Origin of the sequence: Amaricoccus sp., from assembly GCF_017995835.1 — a bacterium.
Classification (GTDB): Bacteria; Pseudomonadota; Alphaproteobacteria; order Rhodobacterales; family Rhodobacteraceae; genus Amaricoccus.
On sequence record NZ_JAGOID010000080.1, the window covers coordinates 1 to 14,920 of the forward strand.

At 71.7% G+C, this 14,920-nt stretch carries 13 protein-coding genes and 1 pseudogene; 10 read left to right on the top strand and 4 right to left on the bottom strand.

Annotated elements, in window-relative coordinates:
• From KBA23_RS12180 to KBA23_RS12205, 6 genes are all read left to right on the top strand, one after another.
• Window positions 1-1,572 (top strand): carboxyl transferase domain-containing protein (locus KBA23_RS12180; RefSeq protein ID WP_290741303.1); only part of this gene is annotated, 1,572 nt, incomplete at its 5' end.
• Between the two features lie 88 nt (window positions 1,573-1,660).
• Entirely contained in the window at window positions 1,661-3,607 is a 1,947-nt protein-coding gene (locus tag KBA23_RS12185) for an acetyl/propionyl/methylcrotonyl-CoA carboxylase subunit alpha (RefSeq protein ID WP_290741304.1), read from the top strand.
• Entirely contained in the window at window positions 3,604-4,263 is a 660-nt protein-coding gene (locus KBA23_RS12190) for a glutathione S-transferase family protein (protein ID WP_290741306.1), read from the top strand. Before KBA23_RS12185 ends, KBA23_RS12190 begins: the two co-directional genes overlap by 4 nt.
• Window positions 4,256-5,110: a hydroxymethylglutaryl-CoA lyase gene (locus tag KBA23_RS12195; RefSeq protein ID WP_290741308.1), complete on the top strand. Its 855-nt coding sequence runs from the start codon at window positions 4,256-4,258 to the stop codon at window positions 5,108-5,110. The genes KBA23_RS12190 and KBA23_RS12195 overlap by 8 nt, the downstream gene beginning before the upstream one ends.
• Window positions 5,107-5,883 carry a crotonase/enoyl-CoA hydratase family protein gene (locus KBA23_RS12200; RefSeq protein WP_290741310.1) on the top strand — a complete coding sequence of 259 codons (777 nt, stop codon included), beginning with the start codon at window positions 5,107-5,109 and terminating at the stop codon, window positions 5,881-5,883. The genes KBA23_RS12195 and KBA23_RS12200 overlap by 4 nt, the downstream gene beginning before the upstream one ends.
• 201 nt (window positions 5,884-6,084) lie before the next feature.
• Window positions 6,085-6,783 carry a phytochelatin synthase family protein gene (locus tag KBA23_RS12205; RefSeq protein WP_290741312.1) on the top strand — a complete coding sequence of 233 codons (699 nt, stop codon included), beginning with the start codon at window positions 6,085-6,087 and terminating at the stop codon, window positions 6,781-6,783.
• Window positions 6,784-6,961: 178 nt separating this feature from the next.
• Here the strand turns inward: KBA23_RS12205 and KBA23_RS12210 are convergent, their stop codons facing one another.
• From KBA23_RS12210 to KBA23_RS12225, 4 genes and pseudogenes are all read right to left on the bottom strand, one after another.
• Complete coding sequence (locus KBA23_RS12210; protein WP_290741313.1) at window positions 6,962-8,014, bottom strand: ABC transporter ATP-binding protein; 1,053 nt, start codon at window positions 8,012-8,014, stop codon at window positions 6,962-6,964.
• A gap of 2 nt (window positions 8,015-8,016) precedes the next feature.
• Entirely contained in the window at window positions 8,017-8,799 is a 783-nt protein-coding gene (locus KBA23_RS12215; RefSeq protein WP_290741315.1) for an ABC transporter permease, read from the bottom strand.
• Entirely contained in the window at window positions 8,796-9,665 is an 870-nt protein-coding gene (locus KBA23_RS12220) for an ABC transporter permease subunit (RefSeq protein WP_290741317.1), read from the bottom strand. Before KBA23_RS12220 ends, KBA23_RS12215 begins: the two co-directional genes overlap by 4 nt.
• A gap of 52 nt (window positions 9,666-9,717) precedes the next feature.
• A pseudogene (locus tag KBA23_RS12225) lies at window positions 9,718-10,832 on the bottom strand (ABC transporter substrate-binding protein).
• A gap of 283 nt (window positions 10,833-11,115) precedes the next feature.
• Here KBA23_RS12225 and KBA23_RS12230 point away from each other — a divergent pair.
• The 4 genes from KBA23_RS12230 to mrdA all read left to right on the top strand — a co-directional run.
• On the top strand, window positions 11,116-12,156 hold the full coding sequence (locus KBA23_RS12230; RefSeq protein ID WP_290741318.1) for a rod shape-determining protein: 1,041 nt from the start codon (window positions 11,116-11,118) through the stop codon (window positions 12,154-12,156).
• A 49-nt stretch (window positions 12,157-12,205) separates the two neighbouring features.
• Window positions 12,206-13,108, top strand: a complete 903-nt coding sequence (gene mreC, locus KBA23_RS12235; RefSeq protein ID WP_290741320.1) for a rod shape-determining protein MreC — start codon at window positions 12,206-12,208, stop codon at window positions 13,106-13,108.
• Entirely contained in the window at window positions 13,105-13,644 is a 540-nt protein-coding gene (gene mreD / locus KBA23_RS12240; RefSeq protein ID WP_290741322.1) for a rod shape-determining protein MreD, read from the top strand. The genes mreC and mreD overlap by 4 nt, the downstream gene beginning before the upstream one ends.
• Window positions 13,645-13,688: 44 nt before the next feature.
• A partial coding sequence (gene mrdA / locus KBA23_RS12245) for a penicillin-binding protein 2 (protein WP_290741323.1) occupies window positions 13,689-14,920 on the top strand: 1,232 nt, incomplete at its 3' end.

The following is a 14,920-nucleotide window of genomic DNA, read 5'->3' on the forward strand; positions in this document are numbered from 1 at the left end:
GAGGGATTCCGCGCCAACCGGGCGGCGCATCTGGCCGCCCTCACCGGGGTGGCCGAGGCGGCGCAGGCCGCCGCCGAGGGCGGCGGGCGCGACGCGCTCGCCCGCCACGTCTCGCGCGGCAAGATGCCGCCGCGGGCGCGGGTGGCGAACCTGCTCGACGCCGGCGCGCCCTTCCTCGAGATCGGCGCCACCGCCGCGTACGGGATGTACGACGGCGACGCGCCCTGTGGCGGCGTGATCGCCGGCGTCGGCCGGGTGCGCGGGCAGGAGGTCATGGTCGTCGCCAACGACGCGACCGTGAAGGGCGGCACCTACTACCCGATGACGGTCAAGAAGCATCTCCGCGCCCAGGAGATCGCGGCGGAGTGCCGGCTGCCCTGCGTCTATCTGGTGGATTCGGGGGGCGCGAACCTGCCGAACCAGGACGAGGTCTTTCCCGATCGCGACCATTTCGGCCGCATCTTCTACAACCAGGCACGGATGAGCGCCGCGGGGGTGGGGCAGATCGCCGTGGTCATGGGATCGTGCACCGCGGGCGGCGCCTATGTCCCGGCGATGGCGGACGTCTCGATCATCGTGCGGAGCCAGGGGACGATCTTCCTCGCCGGTCCGCCGCTGGTGAAGGCCGCGACCGGCGAGGAGGTCAGCGCCGAGGATCTGGGCGGCGGCGACGTGCACACCCGGCTGTCGGGGGTGGCGGATTATCTCGCCGAGGACGACGCCCACGCGCTGGCGCTGGCGCGCGACGCGGTTGCGGCGCTCAACCGGACGAAGCCCGCGGGCCCGTTGCGGCAGGCGATCGAGGAGCCGCGCCATGATCCGGAGGAGATCCTCGGGGTGGTGCCGGCGTCGCTGTCCACGCCCTACGACATCCGCGAGGTGATCGCGCGGGTGGTCGACGGCTCGCGGCTCGACGAGTTCAAGGCGCGGTTCGGCGCGACGCTGGTCTGCGGCTTTGCGCACGTGATGGGGATCCCGGTCGGGATCATCGCCAACAACGGCGTGCTGTTCTCGGAGAGCGCGATCAAGGGCGCGCATTTCGTCGAGTTGTGCAGCCAGCGCGGCATCCCGTTGGTTTTCCTTCAGAACATCACCGGCTTCATGGTCGGGCGGCGCTACGAGAACGAGGGCATCGCCCGCCACGGCGCGAAGCTCGTGACGGCGGTCGCGACCACCTCCGTCCCCAAGGTGACGGTGCTGGTCGGCGGCTCGTTCGGGGCAGGGAATTACGGAATGGCCGGAAGGGCCTATCAGCCGCGGTTCCTGTGGACCTGGCCGAATTCGCGCATCTCCGTCATGGGCGGCGAGCAGGCGGCCGGCGTGCTGGCGACGGTGCGGCGCGAGGGCATCGAGCGGCGCGGCGGCGTGTGGAGCCTCGACGAGGAGGCCGAGTTCAAGCGCCCGACGCTGGAGATGTTCGCCAGCCAGAGCCACCCGCTCTATGCCAGCGCCCGGCTCTGGGACGACGGCGTGGTCGATCCGCGGCGCACGCGCCAGGTGCTGGCGCTGTCGCTGGAGGCGGCGCTGAACGCGCCGATAGAGGAGACGCGCTTCGGCGTGTTTCGCATGTGATGCGGGCCGCGCGACATCGGCTTGGCGTCGGCGCCCGGGCGTTGCACGCGAGACAAGAGTCCGGACCGAAGAGCCGGGGGAGGGGCGTATGTTTGATCGCATCCTGATCGCGAACCGGGGCGAGATAGCTTGCAGGGTGATCGCAACCTGCCGCCGGCTGGGGATCGGGACGGTGGCGGTCTATTCCGACGCCGACGCGGGGGCCAGGCACGCGGCGCTGGCGGATACGGCGGTGCGGATCGGCCCCGCTCCGGTGGCGGAGAGCTACCTGCGCGGCGACGTGATCGTGGAGGCCGCCCTCGCGACGCAGGCGCAGGCGGTGCATCCGGGCTATGGCTTCCTGTCGGAGAACCCGGAGTTCGTCGAAGCGGTCGAGGCGGCGGGGCTCGTCTTCATCGGCCCCTCGGCCGCGGCGATCCGGGCCATGGGGCTCAAGGACGCGGCCAAGGCGCTGATGGAGAAGGCGGGCGTGCCGGTGGTGCCGGGCTATCACGGCGCGGACCAGGACGACCGGCTGCTGGCGGCGGAGGCGGAGCGGATAGGCTTCCCGGTGCTGATCAAGGCGGTCGCCGGAGGCGGCGGCAAGGGGATGCGCAAGGTCGACCGGGCGGCGGACTTCGGGCCTGCGCTGGCCTCGGCGCGGGGCGAGGCGCGCTCGGCCTTCGGCAACGCGGCAGTGCTCGTCGAGAAGTACGTGACCGCGCCGCGTCATATCGAGATGCAGGTCTTCGGCGACAGGCACGGCGCCGCGGTGCACCTGTTCGAGCGCGACTGCTCATTGCAGCGGCGCCACCAGAAGGTGATCGAGGAGGCCCCGGCGCCCGGCATGACCGCTGAGACCCGCGCTGCGATGGGCAAGGCGGCGGTCGATGCGGCGAAGTCGATCGGCTATGCGGGCGCGGGGACGATCGAGTTCATCGTCGACGGCTCGCGCGGGCTGCGGCCCGACGGGTTCTGGTTCATGGAGATGAACACCCGGCTCCAGGTCGAGCATCCCGTCACCGAGGCGATCACCGGCGAGGATCTGGTCGAGTGGCAGCTGCGCATCGCCTGCGGCGAGCCGCTGCCGAAGACCCAGGGCGAGCTTGCCATCCACGGCCACGCCTTCGAGGCGCGGCTCTATGCCGAGGACGCCGCGAGAGGCTTCCTGCCGGCGACGGGGCGGCTCACCCATCTGGCGTTTCCGAACAGCGTGCGGGCCGACGCCGGCGTGCGGGCGGGCGACGTCATCACGCCCTGGTACGACCCGATGATCGCCAAGGTGATTGTCCACGGCCCCGACCGGGCGGCGGCGCTGCAGCGGCTGGCGCGCGGGCTCGAGGCGACCCGGGTGGCCGGTTCCGTCACCAACCTCGGCTTCCTCGCCCGTCTGGCCCGGCAGCCGGATTTCGCCGCCGGCCGGGTCGACACCGGCCTGATCGAGCGCGATCTCGCCGCGCTGACCGTGCCGGCGGAGCCCGACCTCGCGGCGCGGGCGGCGGCGACGCTGGTCGCCCTCGGGCTTCTCGACGACGCCGGCCCGCTCATGGGCTTCACCCTCTGGGCTCCGCTGCTGCGGCTGGCGCGGCTGCGGATCGGCGAGGAGGACGCGGCCCACACGCTGGCGGTGACCGGCCCGGGCGGCTTCGTGTTCGACGGCCGCGACGTGGAGGTCCGGCGCTGGGACGGGGCCGACCTCGACCTGCGCATCGACGGCGAGAACCGCCGCTTCGGCGTCGTGTCGGCGGCCGGCGTCGTGACGATCTTCGACGGCGCGGAGTCGTTCGTCGCGCGCGTCCCCGATCCGCTCTCCGTCGCCGCCGAGGAGGCGGGCGGCGACGACCTGCGCGCGCCGATGCCCGGTCTGGTGAAGCGGCTCGCCGCGCGCCCCGGCCAGCGGGTGGCGCGGGGCGACGTCCTCGTGGTGCTCGAGGCCATGAAGATGGAGCACAGCCTTGTCGCCCCGCGCGATGGCGCAATCAGGGAGGCTCCGGCGGCGGAAGGCGCGCAGGTCGAGGCCGGCGCCGTCCTGGTGCTGCTCGAGCCGGAGGAATGACCCTGCGCCTGCATCATGTTCCGCAGGCGCGGTCCTTCCGCATCCTGTGGCTGCTCCACGAGATGGGCGAGGCGCCGGAGATCGTGCGGCGCTCCATGCTCGACGGCTCGACGCGCCGCCCCGACTACCTCGCGCTCTCTCCGGCGGGCCGGGTTCCCGCGCTGGAGATCGACGGGCGCGTGCTCTTCGAATCGGGCGCCATCACCGAGTACCTCTGCGAGACCCGGGCTCCCGCGCTCGGGCGGGCGCCCGGCGACCCGGAGCGGGCGGACTGGCTGCAATGGCTGCATTTCGCCGAGACGATCGGGCAGCATGTCGCCAACCTGACGCAGCAGCACATCGTGCTGAGGGAGGACCGCATGCGCTCGCCGACGGTGATGAGGCTGGAGGCGAGGCGGCTCGAAAAGACGCTGGAGGTCGTCGACCGCGCCGTGGCGGCGCGCGACTGGCTGCTGCCCTCGGGCTTTTCCGCCGTCGACGTCGCTGTCGGCTACAGCGCCATGACCGCCCGCCGTTTCGTGCGGCTCGACCCACTCCCCGGCGTCGCCCGCTGGCTCGACCGGCTGGAGGCGCGGCCGGCCTGCCGCGCCGCGCTGGCCGAGGACGGCCCGCCGGAAATCTACATGCGCCCGTTCTACGAGGCTCCCCATGACTGAGATCGTCGTCTACGAGGTCGGCCCGCGTGACGGGTTGCAGAACGAGACCCGTCCGATCGCCACGGCCGAGAAGATCCGGCTCGTGGACCTGCTGACGGCGGCGGGCCTGCGCAAGATCGAGGTGACGAGCTTTGTCAGTCCGCGCTGGGTGCCGCAGATGGCGGACGCGGCCGAGGTGATGGCGGGGATCTCGCGCCGGAAGGGCGTGACCTACGCCGTCCTGACCCCGAACATGAAGGGCTTCGAGGCGGCGCTGGCTGCCGGGGCGGACGAGGTCGCGGTGTTCGGGTCGGCCTCCGAGACGTTCAGCCGCAAGAACATCAACGCCACGATCGACGAGAGCCTTGCCCGCTTCGACCCCGTGGCCGAGGCGGCGCAGGCGGCCGGGATCGCGCTGCGCGGCTATGTCTCCTGCGTCACCGACTGCCCCTACGAGGGCCCCGTCGCGCCGCAGGCGGTGGCCGACGTCGCCGCGCGCCTGCTCGCCCTCGGATGCCGCGAGATCTCGCTCGGCGACACGGTGGGGCGGGGCACGCCGGAGACGGTGGCGGCGATGCTCGAGGCGGTGTGCGCGGTGGTCCCGGCCGAGAGCCTCGCCGGCCACTTCCATGACACCGGCGGGCGCGCGCTCGACAACGTCGAGACGGCGATCGGCTTCGGGCTCCGGGTCTTCGACAGCGCCGCCGGCGGGCTCGGCGGCTGCCCCTACGCGCCGGGGGCGGCCGGCAACGTGGCGACCGAGGCGCTGGCGGCGCGTCTCGCCGATCTCGGGCACGAGACCGGCGTGGACGGCGCGCGTCTCGCCGAGGCGGCGGCCTTCGCGCGCAGCCTGAGGAGCATGGCATGAGCATGGTGGCGGCAGAGGTCGACGGGCGGGGCGTGGCGACGCTCACCCTCGACCGGGCGGAGAAACACAACGCCATGAGCGGCGAGATGTGCGACGAGATCGCCGCCGCCGCCGCCGCGCTCGGCGCCGACCCGGCCGTGCGCGTCGTCGTCCTGGCGGGCGCGGGCCGGACCTTCTGCGCCGGCGGCGATCTCGGCTGGATGCGGGCGCAGTTCGACGCCGACCGCGCCGGCCGCATGGCCGAGGCGCGGCGTCTGGCCGATATGCTAAACGTTGTCAACACATTGCCGAAGCCGGTTATCGCAAGGGTTCATGGCGCGGCCTACGGCGGCGGCATCGGCATGATGTCGGTGGCCGATTGCGTCGTCGCCGCGGTCGACGCGCGTTTCGGGCTGACCGAGACCCGGCTCGGGATCATTCCGGCGACGATCTCGCCTTACGTGCTGGCGCGGATGGGCGAGGGCAGGGCGCGCACGGTGTTCTTTTCCGCCCGCGTCTTCGGCGCCGAGGAGGCGAAGGAGCTCGGTCTCGTCCACCGGATCGCGCTGCCCGAGAACCTCGACGCCGCGGTCGAGGCCGAGGTCGCGCCCTATCTCTCGGTCGCGCCCGGCGCCGCCGCCTCGGCGAAGCGGCTGGCGCGCAGCCTCGGGCCGCGCATCGACGCCGCGGTGATCGAGGCCACCATCGTGGCGCTCGCCGACGTCTGGGAGACGGAGGAGGCGCAGGCGGGGCTCGCCGCCTTTTTCGACAAGCGGCCGGCGCCCTGGGCGTGATCCTCCTGCCCGGCGCGAACCGGCGTCCCGCGCCGGAGGCGGTCCGGCGCGGGGTGGTCGCGGCCTTCACTCAGGCGCCCCGGCCGGCGGTCGAGGCCGCCGGGGCCGCCCTCACGCATCCGTGACTCTCGTCGACGTCCGCATCGCTTGCGACGCCGGGCCTGTGGACCCTATCCTGCGGGCGAGCAGGGGAGTTCGGGTGTGGCGTTGCCTTCGGTCTGGTCGGCTTTTCTCGGCGTGGTCGCGATCCGCAAGTTCGGATCGGCGCCGCTGCCGCTCGCCGAGCACCTGACCGCGCTCGACAGCTTCGAGGGCGCGGCGCTCCTGCGCGGCGCCGGGGCGCGGGCCGGCTACGCGGCGCTGGAGCGGCATTACGCCCCGCAGATCCGTCCGACGTTCTGCGGTCCGGCGACGATGGCGATCCTGCTCAACGCGCTTCACGGCGCGAGGGCCACGGGTCCGCGGCGCCTGCGGCCCTTCGACCAGCGCAACGTCTTTACCCCCGAGGTCGAACGCCTGCGCGCGCGCAAGCGGGTCGCCCGGTTGGGGATGCCGCTCGCCGTCTTCGGCGATGCGCTCGCCGCGCATGGCGTGGCGGTCGACGTCCACTACGTCAGCGACAGGGACGTCGATGCCTTTCGTTGCCTCGCCCGGGACGCGCTCGCGACCGAGGGCCGCTACGTCGCGGTCAACTATCACCGCCCGGCTCTGGGGCAGGAGGGCGAGGGCCACATCTCGCCGCTGGCTGCCTACAGCGACGAGGCCGACCGTTTCCTCGTCCTCGACGTCGCCCGCTCCAAGTATCCCCCGGTCTGGGTCGCGACGGAGATGATCCACGAGGCCATGAGCCGCCCCGGCGGCGGCCGTGCGTCCCGGGGCTTCGTCACCGTCGGCCACTGAACGGGCGCCTGGGGCGCAGGCCTCATGCGGTTTCCGTCCGAAGACTTCGGCATCAAAGGTTTACGGCGGATCCTTCGATGCACACTCCATGCACGACGTATGCACAACGCATATGCCAAGCAAAAGAGTCGGGATTGAATCGTTAAAGCAGGCGCGAGGCGTTCAGGCTGGGGCCGTATCAATCCCCGAGGATCAGCACGTCCGAGGGGGCGAAGGCGATCTCCACCCGTTCGCCGGCCGCCGGAGGCCGGGACGCGGCGTTGTTGAAGGTGTCCACGGCGATGCTGCCGCCGGCGACCTCGACGCGCACCCGCACCACCGATCCGTGGAAGCTCACCTCCGACACTTCGCCGGCGAGGCGTATGTCGCCCGGACGTCCGCCCAGCCCGACGGCCTCGGGCCGGAGCGCCAGCGAGACGGTCCCCTGGCCGGGCGGGATCGCCCGGCCGAGCGCGATCTCGGCGCCGCCGACGGCGAGCCTGCCCGCGCCGGCGTCGATCACCTCGGCGGCGATCTGGTTCAGGGTGCCGACGAAGCCCGCGACGAAACGGGTGGCCGGGCGGTTGTAGATCTCGAAGGGTGGGCCGACCTGCTCGGCCACGCCGCCGCTCATCACGACGATGCGGTCCGACATGGAGAGCGCCTCCTCCTGGTCGTGGGTCACGAAGATCGTGGTGATGCCGAGCTGGCGCTGGATCGCCCGGATCTCGGTGCGGAGCGATACGCGGATCTTGGCGTCGAGCGCCGAGAGCGGCTCGTCGAGCAGCAGCACCTTGGGCCGGGCCGCGAGCGCGCGCGCGAGCGCGACGCGCTGCTGCTGGCCGCCGGAGAGCTGGAACGGGTAGCGGCCTCCGAGGTCGGGGAGGCGGATGAGGGTCAGCATCTCGCGCACGCCCGCGTCGATCTCCGCCCGCGGCCGGCCCGCGACCCTGAGCCCGAAGGCGACGTTCTCGGCGACCGTCATGTTCGGGAACAGCGCATAGGCCTGGAAGACCATGCCGATGTCGCGCTGGCTGGTGCGCAGCGCGGTCACGTCGCGCCCGTCGATGCGAATCTGGCCGGACGAGGGCGTCTCGAAGCCTGCGACCATGCGCAGGACCGTGGTCTTGCCGCAGCCCGAGGGCCCGAGCAGGGTGACGAACTCGCCCTTCGCGACGTCGAGGTCGAAGGAGCGCACGACGTGGTTGGCGCCGAAGTACTTTTGCAGGGCAGAGAGTTCGAGGAAGGCCATCGTCACCTCGGCGCGGGGGTGAATTTCTGGAACCGCGTCACCAGCGAGATCAAGCCCATGCAGACCCAGGTGACAACGAAGGCGATCACCGCGAGCGCCGCGGGCTCGTAGGCCTTGTTCGCGCCCATGAGCTGGAGGTAGGGGCCGAAGGCGGGCCGGTTCAGGAGCGCGGCCATGACGAACTCGCCGATGACGATGGCGAAGGTGAGGAAAGCGCCCGAGAGCACCGCAACGAGCACGTTCGGCAGGATGACCCGCGCGAGGATCGTCGCCCAGCCGGCGCCGAGGCTCTGCGCCGCCTCGGTCAGGGTGCGAACGTCGATGGTCCGAAGGCCGTTGTCGACGGCGCGGTACATGTAGGGCAGCGAGAGCGTGGCGTAGCCCATCAGCAGCAACAGGTTGGTGCCTGCCGCGGTGCCCGTCAGCGGCAGCCAGGAGGACGTGTTGAAAAGCCGGAGATAGCCGAAGACGATGACGATCGGCGGAATGACCAGCGGCAGCAGGGTGATGAACTCGACCACCGGTCTCAGCCGCGGCAGGTAGAGCCGCACCCAGTAGGCGGTCGGCACCACCACCAGCACCCCGACCACGATGGTCAGGAGCGCCATCACCGTCGAATAGGCGAAGGTCGCCTGGAACTGCGGGTCGCCGAGCACCACCCGGTAGGCGTCGAGGGAATAGACCCCGCGGCGCATCCGGAGCGAGAACTCGGTCATGCCGAAGAGCGGGAGGGCGAAATAGGCGACGCCGAAGAGGAACATCGCCCAGGCGAGGAAGCGCGTCATCTCAACCACTTCTCCGAGCGGGTTCGCAGCCAGATCGAGAGCGCGTTGGCGACGCCCGCGATCACCACCATGCCGAGGGCGAGCGCGTAGCCGAGGCCGGGGCTGCCGAGCACGTCGCCGCGGATCTGGGCGAAGAGCAGGATCGGCGCGATGTTGAGCGACGATCCGGTGAGCGCGATCGCGGTCGCCACCGCTCCGAAGGCGTTGGCGAAGAGCAGCGCGAAACAGCCGAGGATCGAGGGAAAGAGGATCGGCAGCGCCACCATGCGCACGTACTGGAACGTGCTCGCCCCGAGGGTCTCGGCCGCCTCGCGCCATTCCCGCTTCAGCCCGTCGAGGGCGGGCGCGATGATGAGGATCATCAGCGGGATCTGGAAGAAGAGGTAGGTGATGATCAGCCCGGTGGTGCTGAGCAGGTTGAAGCCGTAGGCGCGCAGGTTGACGCCGAATTCGGTGCGCAGCCAGAGCGTCACGAGGCCCGCCGGCCCGAGCGTCGCGATGAAGGCGAAGGCGAGCGCGATGCCGGCGAAGTTGGAGGCGACGCCGGAGAAGGTCATCAGCGGCCCGCGCAGGCGGCCGGGCAGGCCGCCGTGGATGACGGCCGCCGCCATGCCGAGGCCGATGGCGCAGCCGAAGAGCGCCGACCAGAAGCTGATGCGGATCGAGACCCAGTAGGCGTTGCGGATCGCCGGCGTGTTGAGCCCGGCGATGTGCTGGAGCGTGAAGCCGCCGTCCGTGGCGCGGAAGGCCCCGACGACGATGTAGAGCGTCGGCAGGATCAGGAAGAGCCCGGTGAAGACCAGAAAGGGCGCCACCCCGACGAAGCGGAGCGGCGAGTTTTCACGAGAAGGGGCGGGTCTGCTCACCGGGTGGGGGGCGTTCGGCCCGGGCCCGCGCGGGGTCCGGGCCGGGATGTCATCAGTCGACCACGTCCGCGCCGACGACGGCGTCCCAGCCGCCGACGACGGCGTCGCGGTTGGCGTTCACCTGCTCGATCGTCGGGAACACGGCGGCCTCGTAGGCGCAGCCGGCGGCAGTGCGTCGAGGAGTTCCTGCGGCACCACGCCGCGGGCGACGAGGTCGTTGAAGCGGATCGGGTGGCAGTAGCCCTTGAGCCAGCCGAGCTGGCCCTCGTCGGAATAGAGATACTCCATCCAGAGCTTCGCCGCGTTCGGCTGCGGCGCGTGCGCCGAGATGCCCTGGACATAGACGCCGGCGAGCACGGCGTCGGAGGGCACCACCACTTCGGCCGGCGGGTTGCCCTGAAGGCCGTCGCGCCAGGTGAGCGCGTTGTAGTCCCAGGTGATGAGGATGGGCGTCGTGCCCTGCGCCAGCGTGCCGGCGCGGCCGGTGACGGGCACGAAGTTGCCGGCCTCGTTCAGCTCCTTGAAGAACTCGAGCCCGGCTTTGGCGGCGTCGGCGCCCGGCGCGGCGCCGCGGGCCATGCCGGCGGCCATCACCGCGAGGATCGCCTGGTTCGAGGTGCGCGGGTCTCCGGTCAGCGACACCTGTCCGACGTATTCGGGCTTGAGCAGGTCGGCGAAGGTGGCGGGCACGTTCTCGACGAGATCCGTGTTCACCATGAAGGCCATCACGCCGTAGTAGTCGCCGAACCAGTGGCCGTCGGCGTCCTTGACGTCCGCCGGGATCGTGTCCCAGGTCGAGACCTTGTAGGGCGCGAGCAGACCTTCCGCCTGGGCCGAGGGGCCGAAGGCGAGGCCGACGTCGACCACGTCGGGCGCCTGCGGGCCCTTGTTGTCCTTGTTGGAGCGGATCGCCTCGAGCTCGTCCGCCGAGCCCGCGTCCGGGTTGAGTTCGTTGACGTTGATGCCGGGATACTTCGCCTTGAAGCCGGCGATCACGTCTCCGTAGCCGCACCAGCTGTGCGGGAGCGCGATGGTGGTCAGCATCCCCTCGGAGGTCGCCGCCGCCGTGAGCTCGTCGAGCGTCTGGGCGGTCGCGGGCAGGGACGCGGGCAGGGCGACCGCCAGCGCCAGGCCGGTCAGGATGCTCGTGGACATCAGTCGCGTCATTTTGAAGGTACCCCTCTGTCGTGGCCTCGCCGCTGCGGGCGATCGGACGCGCCGCCGCAAGCACGCGGGCGCGTCGCCGTCAGTTAAGGCCGCTCGGCGACGGTTTTGCAACAGGGATCGCCACGCCGTCGACGGCCGCGGCCGGGCGCGGCGCTGTGTCATTCGCGCATAAGTTGAACAATAAGTGCGCGCCATGCCTTCCGGCGCGCGCTGCGGGCCTTTACCCCCCTGCTGCGGCTGGCCTATATGGGCGCCTCCTGTCGCGCTAGAAAGGCGGACCTGTATGTTTGGCGCATTGAGCGGTCTGTTCACGTCCGACATGGCGATCGACCTCGGAACGGCGAACACGCTCGTCTACGTGCGCGGCAAGGGGATCGTGCTGAACGAGCCCTCGGTGGTCGCCTACCACCTCAAGGACGGCAAGAAGCGCGTGCTCGCGGTCGGCGAGGAGGCCAAGCTGATGCTCGGGCGCACGCCGGGCTCGATCCAGGCGATCCGGCCGATGCGCGACGGCGTGATCGCCGATTTCGACGTCGCCGAGGAGATGATCAAGCACTTCATCCGCAAGGTGCACCGGCGCAGCGGCTGGTCGAAGCCCAAGATCATCTGCTGCGTCCCCCACGGCGCCACGCCGGTAGAGAAGCGCGCAATCCGCGAGTCGATGCTCGCCGCAGGCGCGCGGCGCGCCGGGCTGATCGCGGAACCGATCGCCGCGGCGATCGGGGCGGGGATGCCGATCACCGAGCCGACCGGCAACATGGTCGTCGACATCGGCGGCGGCACGACGGAAGTGGCGGTGCTGTCGCTCGGCGACGTCGTCTATGCCCGCAGCGTGCGCGTCGGCGGCGACCGCATGGACGAGGCGATCATCAACTACCTGCGCCGCCAGCACAATCTCCTGATCGGCGAGGCGACGGCGGAGCGGATCAAGACCACGATCGGCACCGCCCGGATGCCCGACGACGGCCAGGGCGCCCGGATCGAGGTGCGCGGCCGCGACCTGCTCAACGGCGTGCCCAAGGAGATCGAGCTCAACCAGGGCCAGGTCGCCGAGGCGCTGGCCGAGACGGTGCACGCCGTCGTCGACGCGGTGATCGACGCGCTCGAGCAGACGCCCCCCGACCTCGCCGCCGACATCGTCGACCGTGGCGTCATGCTGACCGGGGGCGGGGCGCTCCTCGGCGACATCGACCTCGCGCTCCGCGAGCATACCGGCCTTGCCATCTCGATCGCCGAGGAGCCGCTCAATTGCGTCGCCCTCGGCACCGGCAAGAGCCTCGAATTTGAAACCCAGCTCGCCCATGTGATAGACTTCGGGAACTGAGGCGGGCGCAAGACCCGCTGGGCCCGTCCGGGCCGGAGGCATGAGGCGCGTGTCCTTCCACGGCGACCACACCCCGGACTACCTGCGCGGCGTGCGCCGGGTGCTGGTCGGCGTCGTCGCGGTCGTCCTCGTCGCGATCTTCCTCGTCTGGCGCATCGACAACGTCCGGGTGGAGCAGCTGCGCGTCAGCCTGATCGACCGCTTCGTCCCGAGCTTCGAGTGGACGCTCAAGCCGCTCGCCGCCGCCGCCGGCCTCGTCTCCGACTTCCGCTCCTACGCCCGCGTCTATGCCCAGAACGAGGAATTGCGCCGCGAACTCCTGCGGATGCAGGGCTGGCGCGAGGCGGCGCTGCAACTCGAACAGAAGAACGCCCAGCTCCTCGCCCTCAACAACGTCCGCCTCAACCCGCGCCTCACCTTCGTCACCGGCGAGGTGATGGCCGACAGCGGCTCGCCGTTCCGCCATTCCGTCATGGTCAACGTCGGCCGCGGCGACGGCGTGGCCGACGGCGCGGCGGTGGTGGACGGCCGCGGCCTCGTCGGGCGTGTCGCCGGGGTGGGCGAGCGCTCCGCCCGGGTTATCCTGCTGACCGACAGCTCCTCGCGCGTCCCCGCCACCGTGCGCCCCTCAGGCCAGCGCGCCATCCTCGCCGGCGACAACCGCGCCACGCCGACGCTCGACCTGCTCGAGCAACCCGACGAGATCCGCCCCGGCGACCGCGTCGTCACTTCCGGCGACGGCGGCCTGCTGCCGCCGGAGATCCTGATCGGCCAGGTCGTCGCCGGCCCCGACGGCCGCCTGCGCGTCCTGCCCGCGGCGCAGTACCGCCGCCTCGATTTCGTCCGCGTCATCCGCCAGCAGCCCGTCGCCGCGGTCGAAGGCCCGGGTGGGCTGATCGGCCCGCTCGTCGACGCCGGCCCCGAGGCGCCGGCCGGAGGGCGCGGGCGGTGAGCGCCGGCCGCCTCGCCCCCGCGGTCGAGACCGCCGCCGTGCTCGCCCTCGGCGTCGTCGCCATGCACCTTGCGCTGACGCCCGTCGCGCGCGCCGTCGGCGCCTGGCCCGGCCCCGACCTCGTCTTCTGCCTCGCCTGCGCCTGGGCGCTGCGCCGCCCGGCCGGGGCGCCGCTCTGGGCCGTCGTCGCCCTCGGCCTTGCCGCCGACATCGCCCTCGACCGCCCGGTCGGGCTCGGCGCCCTCGCCCTCGTCGCCGCCACCGAGGCGCTCCGCCGCAGCGCCGCAAGCCTGCGCGCCGGCTCCTTCCTCGGCGAATGGCTCGCCGTCGCCGTCCTCGCCTTCGCCTGGGCGCTCTGTGCGCACGCCGCGATGCAGCTCGTCTTTCTCGACGGTCCCGGTCTCCCGGCCCTGCTGCGCGAGGCGGCCGCGACCGCGCTCGCCTATCCCTTCGTCGTCCTCCTCCTCGCCTGGGGCGTGGGGATGCGGCTTCGCCGCAGCCCGGCCCCGACCCTGCGCCCGGGGCGCCTGTCGTGAGGCCGCCTTCGGCGCCCCCGCCGCGCATCACCCGTCGCGGGCTGATGCTCCTCGGCATCCAGCTCGGGACCGTCGGCGCGCTCGCCGCCCGGATGCGCCAGCTCCAGATCGTCGAGAACGAGCGCTATGCGCTCCTCGCCGAGGAGAACCGCGTCAACATTCGCCTGATCCCGCCGGCGCGCGGCCTGATCTTCGACCGCGAGGGCAGGGCGCTCGCCGGCAACCGGCAGAACTACCGCATCGTCATGGTCCGCGAGCAGGCAGGCGACGTCGAGGCGATCCTCGACCGGCTCGGCCGCATCGTCGTCCTCACCCCGGAGGCCCGCGAGCGCGCGCTGAAGGAGATGGCGGCGCGCAGCGCCTTCGTGCCGGTCGTCGTCGCCGAGCACCTGACCTGGGACGACGTCGTCCGCGTCTCGGCCAACGCCCCGGTGCTGCCCGGGGTCATCGCCGAGGTCGGCCTGTCGCGCTTCTACCCCGACGCCTATTCGACCGCCCATGTCGTCGGCTATGTCGGCCCGGTCTCCGAGAAGGATCTCGCCGCCATCGAGGATCCCGACCCGGTCCTGCAAATCCCCCGCTTCCAGATCGGCAAGACCGGGGTGGAGCAGCGGCTGGAGACCGAACTCCGGGGCCATGCCGGCAACATGCGGATCGAGGTCAGCGCCGGAGGCCGGGTCGTGCGCGAGCTCGACCGGGTGGAGGGCGTCGCCGGCCGCGACGTCCAGCTCACCATCGACAAGGGCGTGCAGAACTTCGCCATGCAGCGCATGGCCGGCGAGAGCGCCTCGGCCGTGGTGATCGACGTGACGAACGGCGACATCGTGGCGCTCGCCTCCTCGCCGGGCTTCGACCCGAACAGCTTCGTCTTCGGCATCGGCTCGGCCGAATGGAACGCGCTCCTCAATGACGAATACCGCCCGCTCGCCAACAAGTCGGTCTCCGGGGCCTATCCGCCCGGTTCCACCTTCAAGATGGTGGTCGCGCTCGCCGCCCTCGACGCGGGCCTGGTGCGCCCCGGCGACGGGGTGAGCTGCCCGGGCTTCACCACGCTCGGCAATCGCCGCTTCCACTGCTGGAAGCGCGGCGGCCATGGCCGCGTCGAGTTGCGCCGCTCGCTCTCGCAGTCCTGCGACTGCTACTACTACGAGATGGCGCGCCGCGTCGGGCCGGATGGCATCTCGGCGATGGCGAAACGCCTCGGCCTCGGGGTGCGCCACGACCTGCCGATGCCCGCCGTCACCGAGGGGCTGATGCCGGACGCCGCCTGGAAGGG

Bases quoted from the DNA above. Each gene is read 5' to 3' on its own strand.
- KBA23_RS12185 (WP_290741304.1), top strand. From the start codon at position 1,661: ATGTTTGATCGCATCCTGATCGCGAACCGGGGCGAGATAGCTTGCAGG.
- KBA23_RS12210 (WP_290741313.1), bottom strand. From the start codon at position 8,014: ATGGCCTTCCTCGAACTCTCTGCCCTGCAAAAGTACTTCGGCGCCAAC.
- KBA23_RS12190 (WP_290741306.1), top strand. From the start codon at position 3,604: ATGACCCTGCGCCTGCATCATGTTCCGCAGGCGCGGTCCTTCCGCATC.
- KBA23_RS12200 (WP_290741310.1), top strand. From the start codon at position 5,107: ATGAGCATGGTGGCGGCAGAGGTCGACGGGCGGGGCGTGGCGACGCTC.
- KBA23_RS12215 (WP_290741315.1), bottom strand. From the start codon at position 8,799: ATGACGCGCTTCCTCGCCTGGGCGATGTTCCTCTTCGGCGTCGCCTAT.
- KBA23_RS12230 (WP_290741318.1), top strand. From the start codon at position 11,116: ATGTTTGGCGCATTGAGCGGTCTGTTCACGTCCGACATGGCGATCGAC.
- KBA23_RS12195 (WP_290741308.1), top strand. From the start codon at position 4,256: ATGACTGAGATCGTCGTCTACGAGGTCGGCCCGCGTGACGGGTTGCAG.